Origin of the sequence: Dysgonomonas sp. Shenzhen-Wh21, assembly GCF_043392705.1 — a bacterium.
Taxonomy (GTDB): Bacteria; Bacteroidota; Bacteroidia; order Bacteroidales; family Dysgonomonadaceae; genus Dysgonomonas.
This window is the reverse complement of record NZ_JAIXHZ010000143.1, coordinates 1-22,824: the sequence shown is the minus strand read 5'-3', so window position 1 is coordinate 22,824 and position 22,824 is coordinate 1. Positions and strand designations below refer to the sequence as shown.

At 38.4% G+C, this 22,824-nt stretch carries 23 protein-coding genes; 11 read left to right on the top strand and 12 right to left on the bottom strand.

Annotated elements, in window-relative coordinates; genetic code table 11:
* Positions 1 to 51: 51 nt before the first annotated feature.
* Positions 52 to 2,877: an FAD-binding and (Fe-S)-binding domain-containing protein gene (locus LDB17_RS09775; protein WP_252638509.1), complete on the bottom strand. Its 2,826-nt coding sequence runs from the start codon at positions 2,875 to 2,877 to the stop codon at positions 52 to 54.
* Between the two features lie 341 nt (positions 2,878 to 3,218).
* Between LDB17_RS09775 and eno the strand changes: the two genes are divergently transcribed.
* Positions 3,219 to 4,508, top strand: coding sequence for a phosphopyruvate hydratase (gene eno, locus LDB17_RS09770; protein WP_006842055.1), 1,290 nt, complete (start codon positions 3,219 to 3,221; stop codon positions 4,506 to 4,508).
* Between the two features lie 56 nt (positions 4,509 to 4,564).
* On the opposite strand, the gene LDB17_RS09765 is transcribed toward eno, so the two are convergent.
* Positions 4,565 to 4,720, bottom strand: a complete 156-nt coding sequence (locus LDB17_RS09765) for a hypothetical protein (protein ID WP_252638510.1) — start codon at positions 4,718 to 4,720, stop codon at positions 4,565 to 4,567.
* Between LDB17_RS09765 and LDB17_RS09760 the strand changes: the two genes are divergently transcribed.
* Positions 4,721 to 5,752, top strand: coding sequence for an N-acetylmuramoyl-L-alanine amidase (locus LDB17_RS09760; protein ID WP_252638511.1), 1,032 nt, complete (start codon positions 4,721 to 4,723; stop codon positions 5,750 to 5,752).
* Positions 5,753 to 5,888: 136 nt separating this feature from the next.
* Positions 5,889 to 6,599, top strand: coding sequence for a dipeptidase PepE (gene pepE / locus LDB17_RS09755; RefSeq protein WP_252638512.1), 711 nt, complete (start codon positions 5,889 to 5,891; stop codon positions 6,597 to 6,599).
* Here pepE and LDB17_RS09750 read toward each other — a convergent pair whose 3' ends face one another.
* Together LDB17_RS09750 and LDB17_RS09745 are read right to left on the bottom strand one after the other, a co-directional pair.
* Positions 6,600 to 7,442 carry a patatin family protein gene (locus tag LDB17_RS09750; protein ID WP_252638513.1) on the bottom strand — a complete coding sequence of 281 codons (843 nt, stop codon included), beginning with the start codon at positions 7,440 to 7,442 and terminating at the stop codon, positions 6,600 to 6,602. It abuts the gene before it with no gap.
* Positions 7,443 to 7,554: 112 nt separating this feature from the next.
* Positions 7,555 to 8,004, bottom strand: coding sequence for a DUF3836 domain-containing protein (locus LDB17_RS09745; RefSeq protein ID WP_135106958.1), 450 nt, complete (start codon positions 8,002 to 8,004; stop codon positions 7,555 to 7,557).
* Between the two features lie 349 nt (positions 8,005 to 8,353).
* Between LDB17_RS09745 and LDB17_RS09740 the strand changes: the two genes are divergently transcribed.
* Positions 8,354 to 8,842, top strand: a complete 489-nt coding sequence (locus LDB17_RS09740; protein WP_252638514.1) for a DinB family protein — start codon at positions 8,354 to 8,356, stop codon at positions 8,840 to 8,842.
* A 75-nt stretch (positions 8,843 to 8,917) separates the two neighbouring features.
* Here LDB17_RS09740 and proS read toward each other — a convergent pair whose 3' ends face one another.
* The 3 genes from proS to LDB17_RS09725 all read right to left on the bottom strand — a co-directional run bounded on the left by proS (position 8,918) and on the right by LDB17_RS09725 (position 11,516).
* A complete protein-coding gene (proS, locus tag LDB17_RS09735) occupies positions 8,918 to 10,399 on the bottom strand; it encodes a proline--tRNA ligase (RefSeq protein WP_252638515.1) in 1,482 nt (493 codons plus the stop codon).
* Positions 10,400 to 10,477: 78 nt separating this feature from the next.
* Complete coding sequence (locus tag LDB17_RS09730; RefSeq protein ID WP_252638516.1) at positions 10,478 to 10,867, bottom strand: pyridoxamine 5'-phosphate oxidase family protein; 390 nt, start codon at positions 10,865 to 10,867, stop codon at positions 10,478 to 10,480.
* Between the two features lie 76 nt (positions 10,868 to 10,943).
* Complete coding sequence (locus LDB17_RS09725) at positions 10,944 to 11,516, bottom strand: Crp/Fnr family transcriptional regulator (protein WP_252638517.1); 573 nt, start codon at positions 11,514 to 11,516, stop codon at positions 10,944 to 10,946.
* Between the two features lie 99 nt (positions 11,517 to 11,615).
* On the opposite strand from LDB17_RS09725, the gene LDB17_RS09720 reads away from it, so the two are divergent.
* Entirely contained in the window at positions 11,616 to 12,314 is a 699-nt protein-coding gene (locus LDB17_RS09720; RefSeq protein ID WP_252638518.1) for a YjjG family noncanonical pyrimidine nucleotidase, read from the top strand.
* A 69-nt stretch (positions 12,315 to 12,383) separates the two neighbouring features.
* Here the strand turns inward: LDB17_RS09720 and LDB17_RS09715 are convergent, their stop codons facing one another.
* A complete protein-coding gene (locus tag LDB17_RS09715; protein WP_252638519.1) occupies positions 12,384 to 12,878 on the bottom strand; it encodes a flavodoxin in 495 nt (164 codons plus the stop codon).
* Between the two features lie 33 nt (positions 12,879 to 12,911).
* Positions 12,912 to 14,207 (bottom strand): MATE family efflux transporter, encoded by a 1,296-nt coding sequence (locus LDB17_RS09710; protein WP_252638520.1) that lies wholly within the window; start codon positions 14,205 to 14,207, stop codon positions 12,912 to 12,914.
* Positions 14,208 to 14,578: 371 nt separating this feature from the next.
* Between LDB17_RS09710 and ung the strand changes: the two genes are divergently transcribed.
* Positions 14,579 to 15,241, top strand: coding sequence for a uracil-DNA glycosylase (ung, locus tag LDB17_RS09705; RefSeq protein ID WP_252638521.1), 663 nt, complete (start codon positions 14,579 to 14,581; stop codon positions 15,239 to 15,241).
* 91 nt (positions 15,242 to 15,332) lie between these two features.
* On the opposite strand, the gene LDB17_RS09700 is transcribed toward ung, so the two are convergent.
* The 3 genes from LDB17_RS09700 to LDB17_RS09690 all read right to left on the bottom strand — a co-directional run bounded on the left by LDB17_RS09700 (position 15,333) and on the right by LDB17_RS09690 (position 17,451).
* A complete protein-coding gene (locus LDB17_RS09700; protein ID WP_006842072.1) occupies positions 15,333 to 16,361 on the bottom strand; it encodes a peptidoglycan DD-metalloendopeptidase family protein in 1,029 nt (342 codons plus the stop codon).
* Between the two features lie 9 nt (positions 16,362 to 16,370).
* On the bottom strand, positions 16,371 to 16,832 hold the full coding sequence (gene ndk, locus LDB17_RS09695) for a nucleoside-diphosphate kinase (RefSeq protein ID WP_252638522.1): 462 nt from the start codon (positions 16,830 to 16,832) through the stop codon (positions 16,371 to 16,373).
* A gap of 244 nt (positions 16,833 to 17,076) precedes the next feature.
* A complete protein-coding gene (locus LDB17_RS09690; protein WP_135106938.1) occupies positions 17,077 to 17,451 on the bottom strand; it encodes a DMT family protein in 375 nt (124 codons plus the stop codon).
* A 114-nt stretch (positions 17,452 to 17,565) separates the two neighbouring features.
* Between LDB17_RS09690 and fbp the strand changes: the two genes are divergently transcribed.
* From fbp to LDB17_RS09665, 5 genes are all read left to right on the top strand, one after another.
* Positions 17,566 to 18,597: a class 1 fructose-bisphosphatase gene (gene fbp / locus LDB17_RS09685; RefSeq protein WP_252638523.1), complete on the top strand. Its 1,032-nt coding sequence runs from the start codon at positions 17,566 to 17,568 to the stop codon at positions 18,595 to 18,597.
* 64 nt (positions 18,598 to 18,661) lie between these two features.
* On the top strand, positions 18,662 to 19,210 hold the full coding sequence (locus LDB17_RS09680) for a YcxB family protein (protein WP_252638524.1): 549 nt from the start codon (positions 18,662 to 18,664) through the stop codon (positions 19,208 to 19,210).
* Positions 19,211 to 19,354: 144 nt separating this feature from the next.
* A complete protein-coding gene (gene pta, locus LDB17_RS09675; protein WP_006842077.1) occupies positions 19,355 to 20,365 on the top strand; it encodes a phosphate acetyltransferase in 1,011 nt (336 codons plus the stop codon).
* A gap of 109 nt (positions 20,366 to 20,474) precedes the next feature.
* A complete protein-coding gene (locus LDB17_RS09670) occupies positions 20,475 to 21,440 on the top strand; it encodes a 3-hydroxyacyl-CoA dehydrogenase family protein (protein WP_135106931.1) in 966 nt (321 codons plus the stop codon).
* 4 nt (positions 21,441 to 21,444) lie between these two features.
* Entirely contained in the window at positions 21,445 to 22,644 is a 1,200-nt protein-coding gene (locus LDB17_RS09665) for an acetate kinase (RefSeq protein WP_252638525.1), read from the top strand.
* Positions 22,645 to 22,824 lie beyond the last annotated feature (180 nt).

Below are 22,824 nucleotides of genomic sequence, written 5' to 3'. Positions count from 1 at the left end.
TAAGTTTTTTTTAATTTAGAGTGATTCTATTTAGTCTTTTCTCTATTCTCTCTATTTCGTTACTTCATCAATCAGATAAAATATAGACTTGAAGTTTATATCGCTGTATTCGCTCATCCCGATTTCGCAAGTGCGGCTCGTAGAGTAGCCGTCTTTACATCCGGCAGGGATTTGTTCGTTGAGGTGTCTTTGCCCGTGAGCATTCAACTCTGGATATGTGAATCCTCTATCGCCGGCAAAACCGCAACAATTTGTATCCACAAAGGCAACCTCTTTGGCGCATAACTTGGCCAATTGCAAAAGCTTTTGTTCCATACCAATTTTTTTTACAGAGCATACAGGGAAAACAGTCACTATATTCCGAGGGTGTTTGATTTCGAGTTTAGGCATCACAAAGTCGAGCATAAACTCTATCGGGTCATATATCTTTAAATCTTTATTCTCGTATGCCTCATGAAATGTATAGAAGCATGGACTCATATCAAACAGAATAGGATATTTCCCATTTTCTGAAGCTTTCAATAATGCATTTTCCAGCTCTTTCGATTTGCGGGCACCCTCTTCTTTTAGACCCTTACTGCTAAACGCCATCCCACAGCAAAGGCTATTGATACCCTCGGGGTAAATAATCGAAAATCCTGCACGTTGTAAAAGTTCCTGTGTCTTTTTTGTCAACTCTACATCACCCTTTTCATAGCCATTTGATTTGCCCATTGAACGGTTTATACACGAAGGAAAGTAAACAACTTTATCCACCTGTCCTTCATTTATTACCATATCCTTTATCTTGCTCGCTCCCTTAGGCATATCCTTATTCCATTTTGGAATCGTTTTTAGAGATAAGGTTCGCATCGTAGAGGCGATTCCACTCATCAGTGTATCGCCTAATATAGAATGGACGAAGTGAACAAAATTAAGTCCGACTCTAGCTACCGAGGTAGTTCCGGCCATGCGGTTGCCAATGTAAGATGCTACTTTTTTTGCTGTGTCCGATGCTTCTTCATGTCGGACATGCTTGATAAATTTGCCAGTATCTATTTTTACAGGGCAAACCAAGCCACACAGTCCATCTGTAGCACACGTTTCGTCTGAATAATACTTGGCGTCATTCAGTATTTGTTTCAACCGTGAAGGATCTTCTCCGAATGCTTTTAGTCTTGATATCTCACGGGCAATGACGATCCGCTGGCGTGGCGATAGGGTTAACCCCTCTGCAACACAGTTTGGTTCGCAAAAGCCACATTCCATACATTTATCTATTATCTCATTTGCTGCAGGAAGAGGTTTCAGATTCTCAAGATGTATCTTGGGGTTCTCGTTGATGATCACGCCCGGATTTATAAGTTTATGAGGATCAAAAATATCTTTAATCTTGAGCATGATTTTATAAGCTGCTTCTCCCCATTCTTTTTCTACAAAAGGAGCCATGTTGCGCCCTGTTCCATGCTCAGCTTTTAATGAACCGTCAAACTTGTTGACAACAATGTCGGCCAGTTCGTCCATCATGTCTGCATACTTCTGTACCTCGCTTGTACTGTTGAAGTCCTGAGAGAACACGATATGGAAGTTGCCGTCGAGGGCATGTCCGTATAACACGGCATCAGCATATCCTAAACGCTTGAATAAATCTTTTAAAGCCACACATGCATCTCCCAGTCTATCTATTGGAAACGCAACATCTTCTATAAGACATGTTGTTCCTGTTTTTCGTAGGCCTCCAATGGAGGACAGAAGTCCTTTGCGAGCTTTCCAGTTAAAATTATATTCTTTAGGATCAGAAGTAAACTTATATGGTTGTACTGTGGGATATGTTTCAATTGCCTTGCGGATGATAGCCTCTTTTTCATTCATTTCGGGTTGTTCGTTGGCTTGTATTTCTACCAGCAACAAACAGGCTGTTTCGGGTAATGTCCGAAAATATGAAGGAGCTTCCGGATCGTCTTCGATAGATCGTATAGAATCTCTATCGAGTAATTCTACTGCAGACACAGGTGTCTTTTTGAGCATAGGAACTACTTCACAGGCTTTCTCTATGGTTTCGAAGATCATTAGAGTACAAGCTTTATGTTTTTCATCAACAACCGTATGGTAGGTTATGTCGGAGGTGAAAGCGAGTGTCCCCTCCGAACCAATCATCAGGTGCTTAATGATATCGAAAGGATCTTCATAATCTACTAATGCATTTATGCTATATCCTGTCGTGTTCTTTATTTTATACTTTTGTTTAATACGCTCTGTAAGCGTATTGTCTGCTTTTATTTTATCTCTAAGTTTTTCTATTTCACGGATAATTTCAGGGTGTTTTTCTGTGAAATCCAATTTACTTTTTTCATCCGAAGTATCCAGAATAGTACCGTCATAGAGGACGATGCGGATATCTGCAATTGTTTTATATGAGTTCTGATCTGTACCACAGCACATTCCGCTCGCATTATTCGCGGCTATACCCCCGATCATTGCGGCATTGATAGATGCCGGATCGGGACCTATCTTACGACCAAATGGCTGTAGGTGAATATTTGCTCTGGCACCTGTTATTCCGGGTTGCAGCTTTATCTTTAAAGCGTCATCATCAAGAATCGTATATTTCCGCCATTCGTGTGTTGCTACCATCAGTACCGAGTCGGTTATCGCTTGCCCCGAAAGGCTTGTGCCTGCTGCCCGATATGTTACCGGAATATTAAGTTTTCCTGTCTGACGTATTACTTCTACAGCTTCTTCTTCTGTATGCACTTGTACTACTATTTTAGGTATCAGGCGATAAAAACTTGCATCAGTACCGTATGCTAATAGTTGTAGAGGATTGGTAATAATTCGTTTCGACGGAATTGTTTTAGATAATTCTTTTTTCAGTTGCTGATAATTATCAGGTAACATAGTATTTAGCTTTTTAGTGATCAGTATAGATAAACGGTTTCGGAAAACCTATGCAATTTATAAAACATATTTGAAATAGAGGTACGTTTTAGACTTATTTCAATGGTGAGTAAATGTGATAAAAACCTAAAAGGTCAACGAATTATTTAGAGGTCTGAGGTTTATTTTGTATATTTATTATTCTTTTTAGTTTTGGAGATATGAGTTGCTAAAAAGCATAAATTGATATATTTTTCCTCTGCTATAATTTATTAAATACAAGAAAAAAGACTAATTTTGCTACTCAAATTTTAACAAACAAAAAACGAAATACATTATTCATTTTTAAACAAATAAAAACAATGAGAATCGAGAAAATTTTCGCACGTGAAATCTTGGATTCAAGAGGTAATCCTACAATTGAAGTTGATGTAACTTTGGAATGTGGCGTGGTTGGTCGTGCTGCAGTACCATCTGGTGCTTCAACTGGTGAAAACGAAGCTTTGGAACTTCGCGACGGTGACAAAAAACGCTACCTTGGTAAAGGTGTAGTGAAAGCTGTTGACAATGTAAACAAAGTTATCGCTCCAGCTCTTTTAGGTGAATCTGCTCTTGATCAAAGAGGTATCGATTTGAAAATGATTGCCCTTGACGGAACAAAGACTAAGTCTAATTTAGGAGCTAATGCTATTCTTGGTGTTTCTCTTGCTGTAGCTAAAGCTGCTGCTAACTACCTTGAACTTCCTTTGTATCGCTATATTGGTGGTACTAACACTTATACTCTTCCTGTACCAATGATGAATATCATCAACGGTGGATCTCACTCTGATGCTCCTATCGCATTCCAAGAGTTTATGATCCGTCCGGTAGGTGCTCCTTCTTTCAAAGAAGGTTTGCGCTGTGGTGCTGAAGTATTCCACGCTTTGAAGAAAGAATTCCACGACAGAGGTCTTAGTACAGCTGTAGGTGACGAAGGTGGTTTTGCTCCAACATTGAATGGAACAGAAGATGCTCTTGAATCAATCCTTAAAGCTATTAAAGCAGCAGGATATGAGCCGGGAAAAGATGTTACAATCGCTTTAGACTGTGCTGCTTCTGAATTCTTCAAAGGTGGTGTTTATGACTATTCTAAATTTGAAGGTCCTAACGGAGCTAAGCGTACATCAGCAGAACAAGTTGAATTCCTTGCAAGCCTAGTAGCTAAATACCCTATCGATTCTATCGAAGATGGTATGGGCGAAAATGACTGGGACGGATGGAAATTGCTTACAGACAAACTTGGAGATAAAGTTCAGTTGGTAGGTGACGACTTGTTTGTAACTAACGTTGAGTTCTTGAAAAAAGGTATAGAAACAGGTTGTGCTAACTCAATCCTTATCAAAGTAAACCAAATCGGTTCACTTACTGAAACTTTGGATGCTATCGAAATGGCTCACCGTGCAGGTTACACTAGCGTAACTTCTCACCGTTCGGGAGAAACTGAAGATGCTACAATTGCTGATATCGCAGTTGCAACTAACTCAGGCCAAATCAAAACAGGTTCATTGAGCCGTTCAGACCGTATGGCTAAATACAACCAATTACTTCGTATCGAAGAAGAACTTGGAGACAAAGCTGTTTATGGATGGCAACGTGTACAACGTAAAAAATAAGGAGCAAACTTCTTTATATAACAAAGGCTGTCCCTATCGGAACAGCCTTTGTTTGTTTAGTTTCTTTTGTATCTATATATTTTAGTTTTCTCCCCTTGATAGAGATTATCGCCTACAACAAAATCCTTATTCGACCCAATCTTTGGCGAAATCTTAGTATCTTTACCAACTCCAAAATTTCTTACTGCCGTTCCGGCTAAGTTTAGTGACATATGAAATATATTCGACTTATAATCTTTTCAATACTTATAATATCAAGTGTCTCCGTTTATTCTCAAAGTGAAAAAGATACACCTCGTAATGGTGAAGGTATACTCGCTTTTCTGAGAAGAAATAAACGTACAGGAGCAGAAAATCTTAATACGTTTCTAGAGTTGAATAAAGGAAAGTTTGGCAAAGGAGATTCCTTGTTGAAGGATGTTTCGTATCTATTACCTGACACGGATAAGGATAATACGAGAAAAACAGAGAACGAAGTTTTTGATTCTGGTCAAACGGGTAAAAAAACGGAGAATAAGCTTTTTGGAGAAAAATATGCGGAATATACGATTAAATCAGATAAGCTAAAAGGTGCTTGTTTCTTCTTATCTAGCGGGCATGGAGGTCCTGATCCGGGAGCAATGGCAGAGGTAGACGGGTACGAGCTTTGCGAAGATGAGTATGCTTATGATATAACACTCAGGCTTGCACGCAACTTGATGGAAGAAGGTGCTACAGTATATATGATTATTCAAGATGCAGAGGATGGCATAAGAGATGATCGTTATTTGTCGAACAGTAAGCGTGAAACTTGTATGGGTGCTACTATTCCTTTGAACCAGATTGCCCGATTGAAGCAACGGACAGATAAAATTAACAGCTTGAGTAAGCGTTCGAAAGCAAAATATAAAAGATCTGTTTTTATCCATTTGGATAGCAGAAGTCAGAAACAACAACTAGATGTATTTTTCTATTACTCAAAGAATAGTACTGTGGGTAAAAAACTAGCGAACACAATGCGTGAGACTTTCAGTGATCATTATGACAAGCATCAGCCGGATAGAGGCTTCACTGGAACAGTAAGTACACGAACCTTATACGTTCTTGATAAAACTCTGCCTGTAGGTATTTATGCCGAGCTTGGCAATATTCAGAATAGTTTCGACCAGCGTCGCTTTTTACAATCAGATAACAGGCAGGCTTTAGCCAATTGGATGTGTAGGGGTTTCATCAAAGACTATGAGAACTGGAAAAAGGGAAAGTAAAGAATAGATATTCTAATGCTATTTAGCCCTTATCCTTTTGAATATTGATAACACAACAATACAACAGATGAAGAAAGCCGCCATTGTCAGTTATCATAAAAACTAATATATTTGTATAAATACAAAAAAGTCCATTATGAGATTATTACTTATCAGCAATTCAACGAATCCGGGAGAGGCGTATTTAGACTATCCGAAGTATAACATTAAAGAGTTTTTAGGAGAAAAACCTATAGAAGCACTATTTATTCCTTATGCTGCGGTTACTTTTTCTTACGATGAGTATGAGAAGAAAGTCAATGATCGTTTCAAAGAAATAGGACATAGTGTTGTTAGTATTCATCACTACGACGATCCTGTAAAAGCAGTTGAAGAAGCAGAGGCTATTGTAGTAGGAGGCGGTAATACATGGAAGCTTGTTCGCATGATGCGTGATAATAAGATTATAGAGCTTATTAGTAAAAGAGTAAAACAAGGAGTTCCATATATAGGATGGAGTGCCGGTTCAAATGTGGCTTGTCCTACATTGCGAACAACAAACGATATGCCGATCATCGACCCAAAAGGATTTGATGTGGCAAATCTGGTTCCTTTTCAAATAAACCCGCATTATCTGGATACACATCCCGAGAATCATGGAGGCGAAACACGTGAAGATCGTATCAGAGAATTTATAACAGAAAATCAGGATATATATGTTGTAGGGCTGCGAGAAGGCTCTATGCTGAATCTCGAAGGCGATGACTTGAGGCTTATCGGTAAAAAGACTGCACGTATATTCAAATATGGCGAAGAGCCAAGAGAACTGAAAACAGATGATGATTTCAGTTTTCTACTGAAGAAGTGATTAAAGACTCATCTTATCAATAGACATACCACACTCATAGCCCTCTTCGTAGAGTGCTGTGAGTTTGTTTATATCTTTTTCTATACGGTCTACAATGATCGGTTTTTGAGGTCTGATAACAAATACTGATCCTTCCTCCTCAAGCTTTTCTATCAAATCCAATTGAGAATTATAAAGACTATTTCTGTTACTTAAAGCCTCACGCATAGCCGGATATTTCCGGTAAATGAAAGATGGTATTTTTATGTCTTTGCTTTCTTTTCTGTATCCCTTGTTGCGTGTAAGAATTACTATGTTTTTTTTATAACCCTGATCTATTGCCCTGTTTACAGGTATTGAGTCGCAGATGCCTCCATCAAGCATAGGAGTGTCGTCTACATACGCTATAGGGCACATAATAGGTAAGCTGCTGGATGCTTTCACAATATCTATAACCCTTTCTTTATTCGATTTTTCTTCCAAATATTCTGCTTTTCCTGTCAGGCAATTAGACGTTACCATCTCGAACCGTGATGGAGAGGAAAAATAAGTCTGATAATCGTAGGGTATGATATTTTCAGGAAACTCATGGAACAGTAAATCGAAGTCCATGATATTTCGTTTCTTTATATAATGTTTAAGCCCTATATATTTATACTTAGCTAGAAGGTCTATGTTGCTATACTTAGCTCTCCCTTGTTGTTTGGATATAAAAGAGAGCCCATTACATGCCCCCGCAGATACACCAATTGCATAAGGGAATTCTATATTTCGACTCATAAAATAATCCAGAACTCCACAGGTGAAAACTCCACGCATACCTCCTCCTTCAAGTACTAATCCTATCTCTGATGTATTAATCATCTTCGTTTTTATACTTATTGGGGGTTAAAGGTAGCAATTTTTGCAATAAAAAAAGTTCTGCTCTTTATCACAAAGAACAGAACTCGAAAAGTAGTAATTCTAAGTATGTGGCTTATTTATTAGCAATAAGACCACTGGAATTATTGTTTACTTGAACTTGCTTAACTGTTAATAGTTTTCCGCTCGCATCATCATATACGTGTATTAAATGCTGCGATTTGGTAGACCATGTTGCCATATTTTTATCCCATTTGGTGAAGATAAGATTGGCCACTTTGCTTCCATCCGAATTATATTCATATACATATTTATAAGTTCCAACCCATCCTTGTGAACTCCATTTGTAATATGTTTTTTCCTTCAGATTGTTTTTTGTATCGTAGACAAACACAGCTTTTTTCAAAGCTTCTAATGAAGTGCCGTCTACTGTTGTATATTCTTTTGTGCAACCGTATTTAGTGGTTTCAATATTACTATATACTTTGTCTTTTGAATTTCCTGCATATATATTAGAGAATGAAAATAGCGTTGCCAAAACTGTTGTTAAAAATATTGCTTTCATGTCGGTATCTTTTAAATTGTTACCTTGTTAATAGATCGAAATTTTGTTTTTTTAAGCGCTTTCTATATATATGACGTTGTCAACTATCGAATAGTTACAAAAATATTGGATTGTTTTTAGTACTATGTTATGCATAGAAGTGTGTTTTGTGTATATATGTTTGTAAATTAGTCGTTTATTGTTGGTGTTAATTAAGGTTAATGGTTGGCTGTTTGTTCTTTTATAGCCATATTTTTTATGATATAATTAATAAAATACTTTTCAGTAAGGTGAAACAACTTATCTTTACATCGTTTTCTGCTTACAGATAATATAGAATATTATTTATTGTCCTTAATGAATTAAAGAAATGGAAAAGATTGATTTTTATCAGGTTATAGATGGTATTAAGCAAGTCATTAATGCCGAAGAGCAATTCCTGCTATCATTGTCAGAAGAACTGATAAGCACGAAAGTAAATAAGCAGAACAGAAATATAAAACAGATACTTGGACATTTAGTAGATTCAGCGTCTAATAATATACATCGTATTATCCATTTGCAAAACCAGCCTAGTCCATTGATTTTCCCCGATTATGCTAACTTGGGAAATAATGACAGATGGATCGCTATTCAGGATTATCAGACAGAGAATTGGGAGGACCTGGTTCAATTATGGAAATATTCCAACCTCCACATAATGCATGTTATCAAACATGTAGACACTGATAAGCTCGGTAATGAATGGATTACAGCCCTTGGGGATAAAGTCTCTCTAAAAGAGATGATTACAAATTACCTCCCTCATTTGCACTTGCATATAAATGAGATTCATGAGCTGCATGCCAGTAATGCTTAAGGCATACTCCTCAAAATAAAGAGAGGATTTGGAAACCCCAAATCCTCTTCTATTATAAGTTATTATTTCCCTCAATTAATATGCTCTGGCGAATACCACTCGTTGAGTAGATGGTTTTCCTGTAACCATACATTTGCCGGGAGTTTTATCTCCTTCGAGAGGGATGCAGCGTATTGTTGCTTTGGTTTCAGCTTTCACTTTTTCTTCAGTTTCGGTGGTGCCATCCCAGTGAGCAAGAATAAATACACCTTCCTCTATCTTCTCTTTAAACTCTTCGTATGTCTCTACAGTGATCGTCTGCTTAGCTCTGAAATCGAACGCTTTTTTGTAGATGTTAGCTTGAATATCATCCAATAGATTCTTGATATACATATCCAGCCCATCGCATGATACAGTCTCTTTAGTCAGCGTGTCGCGGCGAGCAACTTCTACTGTGTTATTTTCCATATCGCGCGCGCCCATAGCCAAACGTACAGGAACTCCTTTCAATTCATATTCAGAGAATTTCCATCCCGGTTTTTTGTTGTCTGCATTGTCATATTTAACACTGATGCCAAGAGCTTTCAATGATTTTACAATGCCATCTACCTTTTGGTTGATCAAGGCTAGTTGTTCTTCACCTTTATATATAGGAACAATAACAACTTGGAAAGGAGCTAATTTTGGAGGAAGTACAAGCCCATTATCATCCGAGTGTGCCATTATCAGAGCTCCGATAAGGCGGGTAGATACTCCCCATGAAGTAGCCCATACGTAATCCATCTTACCCTCTTTATCCGCAAATTTTACATCAAATGCTTTTGCGAAATTCTGTCCAAGGAAGTGAGATGTTCCCGATTGAAGGGCTTTTCCATCCTGCATCATGGCTTCGATTGTATATGTATCTACAGCACCGGCAAATCGTTCAGATGCTGATTTCACACCTTTAATTACAGGCACAGCCATATACTCTTCAGCAAACTGAGCATACACGTTCAACATTTTTTCTGCTTCCTCTACCGCTTCTTCTTTTGTGGCATGAGCAGTATGCCCTTCTTGCCACAAGAATTCTGCGGTACGCAGGAATAAACGGGTACGCATCTCCCAACGTACAACATTTGCCCATTGATTTACCAAAATAGGTAGATCTCTATATGATTGTATCCAATTACGGTACGTATTCCAGATAATCGTTTCGGAAGTTGGACGAACAATAAGTTCTTCTTCCAATTTTGCATCAGGGTCAACTATTACTCCTTTTCCGTCAGGATCATTTTTTAGACGGTAGTGAGTTACAACAGCACATTCTTTGGCAAAACCTTCAACATGGTCAGCCTCTTTACTCAAAAATGATTTGGGGATGAAAAGCGGGAAGTAAGCATTCATGTGTCCTGTTTCTTTGAACATATCGTCTAATTGACGTTGCATTTTTTCCCAAATCGCATAGCCGTATGGCTTTATCACCATACATCCGCGTACAGCAGAATTTTCTGCTAAATCTGCTTTTAATACCAAATCGAGATACCACTGACTGTAATCTTGACTTCGAGGTGTCAGTTCTTTAAGTTCTTTTGCCATATTATTGAATTCTGTTTTTCCAAAATTGCTACAAAGTTAGTAAAAGCCCTTAATTAAATGATATTTGATTTGTATTTCTTACAGGGTTTGTTTTATAGAAGTCACCGTAACTTCCAATACCCTGCTCAGAAATGAGTATTTTCCTTTCATATAGTCATATTCCTCTCCCGAAGTAATATATCTCGCCGTTCCTTCTATATAAAAACCTGTTCCCTGATAGTCTTTATAACCTAAAACATTTCTACTGCCCAATGTAAGTTTTACTTTGTGGTTTGCTTCTACATTTTTTTGTGTTTTACGCAAGCCATAGGCTGGGATGAGAATGCGTTCGTCTTCTGTTACTTCCAGATATGAGTTCCATGTGTTAGCTATATGTGGTTCTTCTTTTCCCCATGATACGATTGATACTACGCCTTCATTTTCGATTACTTTATGAAATTTCTCTGTAAGTTTCTTTGATTCATTCATTGTTTTCTGTTTTTTATTCAGGCATAAAATTACAATTCATCGGATGGGTAAATCTTAAGCTGGTTTAAGAAATAACTTAAGGGTTCTTTTTCCTAATCTCACTCAGGTATTCCGGGGTAAGTCCTAGGAACGAGGCCAGCATATATTGAGGAACACGTTGAACAAACTCGGGGAAAGATGTCTTAAAGTGTTTATATATCTCTTCTTTCGAAAGTTCATAGAGCAGCTTCATTCTAAACTGTGATGCAGCAAGTGCTCTTTCGGTGACTAACCTGAAATATCGTTCTAAAGAGGGCAACTCTAAAATCATTTTTTGAAAATCGTGAAAACCAATAGCCAGCACACTCGAATTTTCTATCGCTTGTATATAATAGTCGGACGGTTTTTGGTTAGAAAGGCTCATATAATCCGTCATCCACCAACCCTCCAACGCAAATTGAATCGTTTGCTCCGTTCCTTTGTCGTTGTGGAAGAACATGCGCATGCAGCCTGTCTCAACAAAGTAGTAAGCTTTGCAGACTTGTCCTTCTTCCAATACAAATTGTTTGCTCTTTAGATCAAGGAGGGTTATATATTGAGATAATATTTCAATATCGGAGTCGTAGAAATGAATATAATTGCGGATATGGCTGATTAGTTTACTATACATCGCTTGTTATTTAATAAAGACTCTAAAGTAATATAAAAAAGACAGAGTTTGTCCTTATCTATATTTTGTATCTTTGCTATCTACTAATATAAGATAATTATGAAATCAAAATATACAGATATTCTTCTCGACTTGGATGATACGCTTATAGATACTATAGAGAATACCCGGCAGACTTTAGTAGAGCTATATGATGATTATAACTTTGGAAACTACTTTCCGTCTTTTGATGATTTTTATACAATATATTATGCCAATGTCAGCCAGCTCTGGGAGATGTATGGGCAAGGTAAAATATCGAAAGCCACTTTGCAAAGAGAACGTTTTATTGCCCCTCTTTCTTTGGTAGAGGATATCTCGGAAGAAAAGGCTCTTGCTATTAATGATGATTATATAGAGCGGATCATGCAAAAAAAGATCCTTATCGATGGTGCTGTCGATTTACTCGACTATCTGAAATCGAAATACAAGATACATATCCTATCCAATGGCTTTACCGAGATGCAATATATCAAAATGGATAATGCCGGACTAACAGGCTATTTCGACAAGGTAATACTTTCCGATGCTGTAGGGGTGAATAAGCCTCATCCGCATTTGTTCGATTATGCTCTGAAAGAAGCAGGGGCGGAGAGAGACTCTACAATCATGATAGGGGATAATCTATTCACAGATATCGGCGGTGCATACAATAGTGGTATCGATCAGATTTGGTATAACCCCGGAGGTAAGCCTGTCGGAGATTTTCAGCCCACTTATATTGTCGATAAGTTGTCAGCAATAAAGAATATCCTTTAGGAAAAGTAAAGAGTCGGTTGGGGATACTAACCGACTCTTTATATACATCACTAAATAAAGATATATTTATTAAAAATACTTTTTTAAATCTTCAAGCCAGTCTGCTACACGCTTCTCTGTCTCATTGTATTCATTATCTTCATCCAAAGCCAGACCAACGAATTGCCCGTTTACAACAGCATCAGATTCGTCGAATGTATATCCGTCTGTTGGAACGAAGCCTACGATTTCTACTTTTCCTTTCAGAGCCTTGTACATCGTATACATACCTCCGGCAAAGCTGGTAGAGAAAGATGCGCTGTCGCCTAATCCAAAGATGGCTACTTTCTTATTTGTAAAGTCCATTTTCTCAAATTTCGGCAAGAAAGCTTCCCAGTCATCCTGTAAGTCACCAATACCTGTTGTAGATGCACCTAAAATAAAAAAATCATATGATTGCAAGTCGTCGACACTAACACCATCGGCATTAAAAAGTTTAGCATCGCCGAGTGCTGCCTGTATTTTTTCCGCTACCGCTTCTGTGGCTCCGGTAGACGAGCCATAAACTATTGCAATTTTACTCATAACTAGTTAAGATGTTTATTAATTGATTATCAATTATCTGGAATCATTCAAAATAGAGGGTGCCATAAAGCTTTGGATGATACCCCTAAGTCCCAGATACACTATAAACGCCAACCATAGGATATTGTTCGCAGAAGCGTCGGAAAACATAAAATATATAAGGAAAAAAGCACTTACCGCTATCAGCATAGAATTCCTCATTTGGTGCGATGCTGTAGCTCCAACAAAGACCCCATCCCAAAGAAAAGCAGAGAATCCTGCAATAGGGATCAGCAAAACCCAAAACTGATAGCTTTTGCTTAACTCTAATATATTTTTTTTATCAGTGATCAATGCCAGTATATAATCCATGCCGGTGGCATAAATGAGCGTAAACAGGATAGCTATAATAGTACCCCATACGAAGAGACGCTTCACCAGCCGTTTTAGTAAAAACCGATTGTTTTCTCCGATATACTTTCCCGTCAAGGCCTCGGCTGCATAGGCAAAACCATCCATCATATACGAAAAGAGGATAAACATTTGCATCAACAAGGCATTAACAGCAAGGATATCTTTTCCCGATTTGGACGATGCAGACATAAAGAATGTTGTTACTGCAATCAGTGCCATTGTGCGAATGAAGATGTCGCTATTCACTTTAAAGAAGGGAACGTATGCGTGTAAGTTTTTGAGAACAGAGAAGTCGATGTGTTTTTTCAGCCAACCGTATTTCATATTCCAGACAAGTATAAATGATAAGAATCCTGTATACTGTGCACATGCGGAGGCTAGGGCTACGCCTTCTATCTTCATTCCCAATCCGTATACAAAGACAAAGCTTAAAGCTATGTTTACAATGTTTACCGTGATGGCTATAAACATTGGTGTTTTGGCATCTTGCATGCCTATAAACCAACCGTTGAATGTGTACATGCCCAACACGGCAGGTGCAGCCCAGATGTATATATAGAAATACTGATGAGCAAAAACCTTAACGGTAGGGTCGGCATTGAGTAGAAAAAATCCGGCAAGAGCAATAAAGTATTGTAGCAGAACGATTACAATGCCAGCACTCATCGCAACCGAGAGAGACCTCAACAGAGTATTGGCTTGTTCCCTATAGTCTTTTGCGCCATAGGCTTGTGCTGTGAAGCCGCTTGTCCCCATGCGAAGAAATGAAAAGCTCCAATAAATAAAATTGAATAGCATTGTGCCCAAAGCAATGGCTCCGATATAATCTTCCGAGTCGAGATGTCCCACAATATACATATCTACCAATCCGAGTAAGGGAACAGTGATATTGGAAATAATGTTGGGTATCGCTAATTGTAATATGCTTCTATTCATTGTCACTTTTCTGATATATTTGTCACTTTTTTTATTCGCTTATTTTGCTCTGTATTTACCTACTTTATAGTATTTTATGCTCTTTTTGGAAATGCAAAAGGTGACAAAAGTGACACTTTTTTATGTGTTTTTATCATGTCACTTTTTCTAGCTTTTCAGCATTCAATGGTCTTCAGGTAATCCGGCAAAACCATCTATAATAAGATAAATCTTTGAGCAAAACATATTGAACTTTAAAGGTGTACAAAGGTAGTGCTCTTATAAAGAACGTACAAATGTTAAATAAATACATCTCGTATCTTCAAAATGTTGTATCTTTATGCATCTCCAATCTTGAATATTTATAATTATAAATACCGTTTTAAGTACCTATGGATGTAAAAATAGAACAAAGTTGGAAAGACCAGTTGAAAGATGAGTTTGAAAAAGATTATTTCGAAAAGCTTACCGACTTTGTAAGAGTAGAATATAAAACCAAACAAATCTTTCCTCCGGCGAGGCTTATCTTTAATGCTTTTGAGCATACTCCGTTTGATAAAGTAAAAGTTGTTATTTTGGGTCAAGATCCATATCATAACGATGGTCAGGCTCATGGGCTGTCTTTTTCCGTGCCCGATGGAGTACCGGCTCCTCCTTCGCTTGTGAATATATTTAAGGAGATAAACCGAGACTTGGGTATTCCCGTACCTCGATCGGGAAATCTCACCCGTTGGGCAAATCAGGGTGTATTACTGCTCAACGCTACACTAACTGTTCAGGCGCATATGGCAGGCTCGCATCAGAAAAAAGGATGGGAAGCATTTACCGATGCGGCAATACATCAGTTAGCCGAAAAAAGAGAGAATTTGGTGTTTATACTGTGGGGGGCATACGCTCAGAAGAAGGCCTCATTTATAGACCCTAATAAGCACTTGGTGTTAAGGTCTGTACATCCTTCTCCCCTTTCGGCTTATAATGGATTTTTTGGCAATAGTCATTTCAGTACGGCGAATAAGTATTTGCAGTCGAAAGGTATCGCGCCAATCGAATGGTAGAGTATAACAGATATTGATATAAAAAGATCAAATAAAAATGGCGGCAATAATTACATTGCCGCCATTTTTTATATATGCTTGATTTATTTGCTTATGAAACTCTTAATGATTTTCCGGCTCTAAGCGTAGCCCTTGATGTGATATTGTTCAACTTGCAAAGTTTGCTGATTGTTGTACCATGCATCCTTGCAATTTTACCCAGTGTGTCACCTTTTGCTATTCGGTGGTACTTCACAGAACCCGTTGCGTATTTATTTTTCACATCGTTGCTTGATCTTGTAGTAGAGGATGAAGCAAGATTTCTAACGTCTACACCTTTGCTGCTTTTTCTGTAGCTGTTTGGTGTTACTGTATAGGTGTCTTTGTGGCAAACCTTGTTATCAAAATCAACAATGTATATAGGATTTATCGGATTGCCTAAAAAGCGGATTTCGAAATGTAAGTGAGAACCTGTCGAACGTCCTGTGTTTCCTCCTAAAGCGATCGGGTCTCCCGATTTTACAACTTGGTCTTCTTCTACTAAGAATCTGGACAAGTGTCCGTAAACAGTTTCCAATCCATTTGGATGGCGCAAGGCTAAGTAGTAACCATATCCACGTCTTTCGTATTGTTTTACACGTACTTTTCCGTCGAAAGCTGCGTAAATCGTATCACCTACCTGTACTTTAAGGTCTATTCCGTAATGCATACGGCGGCGGCGAGGTCCGAAATTAGAGGTAACATATCCCATTGTCGGCATTGTGAAATTGGCCAGGCTCACTTTGAATGTATCTGGAATATTCTCTATAGAACGGTATGCGTTCACATAACGATTATTCCATATACCTCCGTAAAGATCTTCTGCTGGGATTTCATTCTCTCCAAGGATGCGCTCTTCTTGAATTTCTTTAAGTATAGAAAGGTCTCTTTTTATTTTAATTCCATCTGCATATAGATTGGAATTTGGGGTCTGTCTGCTGTGTCGTTGCTTGTACTTTAGCTCTACTCTGTCGGGTGATGCTTCTTCTGTTATTTTCTTCTGGGCGAAACCGGTCATTGGGATGAAAAATACTGCCACTAGAGGCAATAATCTGATTCGCTTGAAGCCTTTTGTTAAAATGTTACTGCTTATTCCTGTCATAAATATAAATTAAATCTCGTCACCCGCATATAAATTAGCTAACGTGGATTGTTTATAATCAAAAATCTCGTTGTCGTTAAAAAAGCGTTTTAGTTCAATCTTTGCAGATTCGGACGAATCTGATGCATGCACAATATTCTCCTGAGAACTAACCGAAAAATCTCCTCTAATAGTTCCCGGAGCAGCTTCCCTGCCATTGGTTACACCAATCAGGGAGCGTACAACTTTAGTTGCATTCTTCCCTTCCCAACATTGAAGTATAACCGGACATACCTGCATGGAGTCTTTTACACGTTGGAAAAATGGTCTGTCTTTCAAGTGTGAATAATGCTCACTGAGGATAGCATCAGTCAACTGTACCATTTTCATTCCTGCTAGACGTAAACCCTTCTTTTCGAACCGAGAGATAACCTCTCCTATCAGTGCTCTTTGAACACAAGAAGGCTTAAGAATAACGAGGGTTTTTTCCATGTGTGTACCTAAAAATAAATAGAATTTATCTGATATAGAGGTCAAATATAAAACATATTTCAATTTGTAACAACTCCGTAACCTCCGAAAAGGTAGATTTTAACAGTATTTACGCTATGTTTAAGAACATGTTTTGTTTGGAATCTCTCTAAAGAAAAGAGGTCTTACGCTCTATGAGAGGTGTAGTGCGTTTAACTAAATATAACTAATTTGTAAACCGTTCCTTAAAGGAGGTGTATTGTCTCTATTTCTTAAATATCAGATATACAGCAGCAATAAGAAAGACAAAAGCCAATAAATGGTTCCATTTGAAAGTTTCGGTCTTGAATGCCAGTGTGCTGAACAATACAAAGACAGTGAGGGTGATAACCTCTTGGATGATTTTTAGCTGCATCAGAGTAAAAGGTCCTCCATTGCCCTGAAATCCGATTCTGTTTGCAGGTACTTGAAAGCAATATTCAAAAAAGGCAATACCCCAGCTGAAAAGGATAACACCAAATAATGGAAGTGATTCGAACCACGAATATTCTTTCATTTTTAGATGCCCATACCAAGCAAAAGTCATGAATATATTAGAAAAGACCAATAATATTATTGTATATACACCGGATAAGTTCATTCTCTGTAGATTAAAAATTTCGCAGCAAAAGTAATTATTTTTTGGAACTTTTGTTTTGATTTAATTCTTACCTTTGAAATATCCATAAAAAACAACACAATAATAATTAGCACTATGAAAAATATTGCAAGAAAAACACTTGATGAATTTATCATCGAGAGACAGGAAGATTTCAAATATTCGAGAGGAGAGCTTTCTCGCCTCTTAAACTCAATCCTTCTCGCCGCCAGGGTCGTTAGTTACAAAGTAAACAAAGCCGGTCTGGTAGATATCTTGGGAGCAGTAGGCACTACGAATGTACAAGGTGAGGATCAGAAGAAACTGGATGTGTATGCCAATGATGTCTTTATACAAACACTTATCAACAGGGAAATTGTATGTGGTATTGCTTCGGAAGAAAATGATAACTTTATTACAATTGAAGGGCTTGACGAGGGGCATAACAATAAATATGTAGTGTTGATGGACCCGCTTGACGGATCGTCCAATATTGAAGTAAATGTATCGGTAGGAACTATCTTCTCTATATACCGTCGCATTTCTCCGATAGGCTCACCCGTTACGATGGAAGACTTTTTGCAGCCCGGAGTTAATCAGGTGGCAGCAGGGTATATCCTATATGGTACATCGACTATGATCGTTTATACGACAGGTAGAGGGGTGAATGGTTTTACGCTGAATCCTGCGATTGGAAGCTTTTATCTGTCACACCCAAATATGAGATGTCCTAAAAATGCGAATATATATTCTGTAAACGAAGGTAACTACGTCCATTTTCCGCAAGGCGTGAAAGATTATATAAAATACTGTCAGGAAGAAAAAGAAGACCGTCCTTATACTGCCCGATATATAGGGAGCTTGGTCTCGGATTGCCATCGCAACCTTATTACAGGCGGTATCTATTTCTATCCGTCTACACACAAAGCGCCTAAGGGCAAACTGCGGTTGTTGTACGAGTGTAATCCGATGGCATTTATTACAGAGCAAGCCGGAGGAGCTGCTATAGACGGGCATAATCGGATATTGGAGATTCAGCCGCAGGAGTTACACCAGCGAGTTCCGTTTTATTGTGGTAGCTTGAATATGGTGAAAAAACTAAAAGACTTTATAGAAAGAGCTGAAGAAAAAGAAAAAAAAGATAAATAAAATAAAAGCTCTCATGGTTAACGCTATGAGAGCCTTTGTTTTTAACTAACTTTGTCTCTCGAATATGGAGCTTAGTTATACATTGTCTACAAATGACTATTTAGAGTTGCAACTTTATAATTTGTCTCACAACAACGGTTATAAAAAGCAGCGGAAATGGGATTGTTATCGGTTGCCGGGGTTATCTCTTTTGTTTGGTGCGATCCTGTTGTTTGACGGGATGAACGATATTCTGGCTTATGTCTTTATCGCATCATCACTTTTGTTTTTTATGTTTTATCAACGCTGGTCGGCGTGGATGTATAAGCGTATGAGTAAGCGAAAGGTAATAGAGAGTATGAAAGGAGAATCTCTTTACGAAATAAAACTTTTACTGGGGAATGATGTTATAGAAGTCGACAGTAAGCGAGGTCATAATTTTTTTAATGTGCATGATATAAAATCCATCATTGAAATAGAGCGATATTTTTTTCTGATGATGAATCAATATGTTTATATCATTATTCCCAAAGATCAGATTGTTAACAAGGAACAACTGGCAGAAGTTTTCGAAGGATATAGGAATACTAAAGGTATTCCACTTATAGCCGAATTGGAGTGGGAATGGAAGTAAATATTTTTTAGCTTATTTCACATTAGACGAGATGTTTCTTGCCTTAAATGTAAAGTAGAGATTGCAAATTTTATTATATTTGCTCGATTTTATAAAAAGGGTTCGTCCTGACTTCGTATTGGATAAAAACAATCATTATATATTATGGATTTAATTAAAGAGATAGTAGAAAGAGCAAAAGCGAACAAACAGCGTATCGTATTGCCGGAAGGAACAGAAGAAAGGACTATAAAAGCAGCAGATCAGTTGCTTGGTGATGGTGTTGCCGACATTATTCTTATAGGAAATGTGAAAGAAGTAAAAGAATTGGCAGCCGGTCTTAATCTGAAAAATATAGATAAAGCAACCATTCTTGATCCGAAGGATTATGAGAAGAAAGAGGTTTATACGAATCTTCTTTTTGAGTTGAGAAAATCGAAAGGCTTGACTATCGAACAGGCAGCAAAACTTGCTGAAAATCCGCTATATATTGGTTGCCTTATGATCAAAAACGGAGATGCCGACGGCGAAATTGCCGGAGCCGAGAATACAACAGGAGACGTGCTTCGCCCTGCATTGCAAATTATAAAAACAGCACCCGGAATCAGTGTGGTATCAGGTGCTTTTTTAATGTTTACTACTCAGAAACAATATGGTAAAGACGGGCTGTTGCTTTTTGCAGATTGCGCCGTTACTCCCGATCCTACAGCGTCTCAGTTGGCCGAAATAGCTGTTGCTACAGGTCAAACTGCACGTGCTTTGGTTGGTGAAGAACCTCAGGTGGCAATTCTAAGTTTTTCGACAAAAGGAAGTGCTAAAAGTCCGTTAGTAGATAAGGTGATTGAAGCTACACAGTTGGCACAGAAGATTGATCCTACAATGAAGATCGATGGCGAATTACAAGCCGATGCGGCTCTTGTGCCTGCAGTAGGTAAGCAAAAAGCTCCCGAGAGTGCTGTTGCCGGACATGCAAATGTACTGGTGTTCCCTTCGTTAGAGGTAGGAAATATAGCTTACAAACTTGTGCAACGTTTGGGTAATGCCGAGGCTGTAGGTCCTATCCTGCAAGGAATGGCTGCACCGGTAAATGACTTGTCGCGAGGTTGCTCGGTAAGTGACATATATAATATGGTGGCTATTGCCGCTAATCAGGCTATTGCCGCAAAGAAAAAGTAAAATAGTTATAAATAGCTTTGAGAAATAGACGGTTGGTACGAACAATCATTCGATTCGCTTTTCCGACCTACTCATAGTTTATAACTCTAAATTTATAATTAAAATATTTATGGCAGAAATCATAGAACCTATTGAGGAGTATGGGTTAAGCTCAAAAAATAAGAAGAGGTCTCTTTTCTCTAAGATCGGGGTTGTAGGCTGCGGTCGTGATGGACGACATATTGTAAGCCTTACAGCGCTATCGGGTATCGAGGTTACTTTTGTTGAAGTGTCGGAAGACAGGATACAACTAGCCTTGAAAGATATAGAGCATGGATTGGATACAAAGATAGAAAACTGGGGGTTGACTCAGGGCGAAAAGCGTTCTACCATGGGACGTATCAAAGGAACCCTTGATTATCAGGATCTTCAAGATTGCGATTTTGTGATCGAATGTATCCGTTACGATGTGGATGGCGGACGTAGTACTGATCTGAGGAAAGAAGTTTTCCGCAATTTGGAACAAGTCTTGTCGCCGGATGCTATTATCGCTACAAATGCAACTACAGTTATCATCAGTGAACTAGCTGCTGATCTGAAATACAAAGCACGTTGTATCAGTCTGCATTTTCCTGTCTCACATACAGATGCTCGTTTGTTAGAGATCGTAAGAGGAACATTTACGTCCGAAGAAGCAGTACACAAGGTGTATCATTTTGCTCACATGATCAAGCATACGGCTATACAAGTGCACGAAAGTAGCGGGCTTGTAAGTTTTCGTATGATGATAACAATGCTGAATGAAGCATGTCAGATATGGATGGAGAATGTAGCTTCTATAGAAGATATAGATAAAGAGTTTACAATCATATTCGGACAACGGTTTGGTATTTTCCAATTGGCAGACATCCTAGGTATCGAAAAGCTGGTAATGCTTATGGAAGATATGTTTGACGAGTATGGCGATAAAAAGTATAAGGCTAGCCCGGTATTATGGAAGTTGTTCAGATCAAAACAACTTGGCGTATCTACCAAACGCGGTTTTTATATTTACGACGATGCAGGGAAAATAATAGGACCAAACGATTTAATTTAAAGACATGAAGATATTAGTATTGAACTGTGGAAGTTCTTCTATAAAATATAAGCTTTTCGATATGGAAAGCAAGGCTGTGATTGCACAGGGAGGAGTCGAAAAAATCGGTTTGAAAGGTTCTTTCCTTAAGTTTCCGCTACCTAATGGTGATAAGGTCGTTCTTGAAGGTGAAATCCTAGAGCATCAGGCCGGGATAGAATATATATTGGGTGTTTTGACAAGTTCTAAGTATGGCGTGTTAGGCTCTTTGGACGAGATAGACGCTGTTGGTCATCGTGTGGTTCACGGTGGTGAAGAGTTTAATAGTAGTGTATTTATTACCGATGAGGTGATAAAGAAAATGGAAGAATGCATAGAGCTTGCTCCATTGCACAATCCACCTAATCTTGCAGGTATTTATGCCGTGAAAGAATTGATGGGAAATATCCCGCAGGTGGGAGTTTTCGATACTGCTTACCATCAGACAATGCCGGCAAAATCATATATGTATGGGTTGCCATATTCATTGTATGAAAAATACGGAATCAGACGTTATGGCTTTCACGGAACAAGTCACAGATATGTTTCACGCAAAGGATGTGATTTGCTCGGTGTTCCCTACGAAAAACAACGTATTATCACAGCTCATATAGGTAATGGCGGCTCTTTGGCTGCTATCTATGGCGGCAAGTCGGTAGATACATCAATGGGTATGACTCCTGTTGAAGGTCTGTTGATGGGTACTCGTTCGGGCGATGTAGATGCCGGTATTATATCTTTCATTATGGAGAAAGAGAACATCGGTACACAAGCTATTTCTACTCTCGTAAATAAGCACAGTGGGCTGTTAGGTGTATCGGGTGTATCGTCTGATATGCGTGAGTTGCGTGCCGCAATGGATGAGGGTAACGAAAGAGCTATATTGGCTTTCGATATGTTTGTACACCGTATAAAGAAATATGTGGGTGCTTATGCAGCCGTTCTGGGAGGTGTAGATATTCTTATGTTTACGGGCGGTATAGGCGAGAATGCTATTGCTGTTCGTGAGCAAGTATGTAAGGATATGGAATATATGGGAATAAAACTTGACGTAGAGAAGAATGCCAAGATACAAGGAGAAGAGGCTGTTGTTAGTGCTCCCGACTCTAAAGTGACCGTTATGGTTGTTCCTACTGATGAAGAATATATGATCGCCTCCGATACAATGGAGATCGTTAATAAATAAGCTTCTATAGTATATTTAGATATGTGAAAAACGGCACAATATTGTGCCGTTTTTCGTTTCTTTATAATACACAAGATTCTTTAACAAATTCATTAACAATTTGTAGTTCACAGTTAAACAAAATTAAACACGGGAAAAATCATAGTCTATTATTTGGAAGATTCCTCAGGGGGATTTACC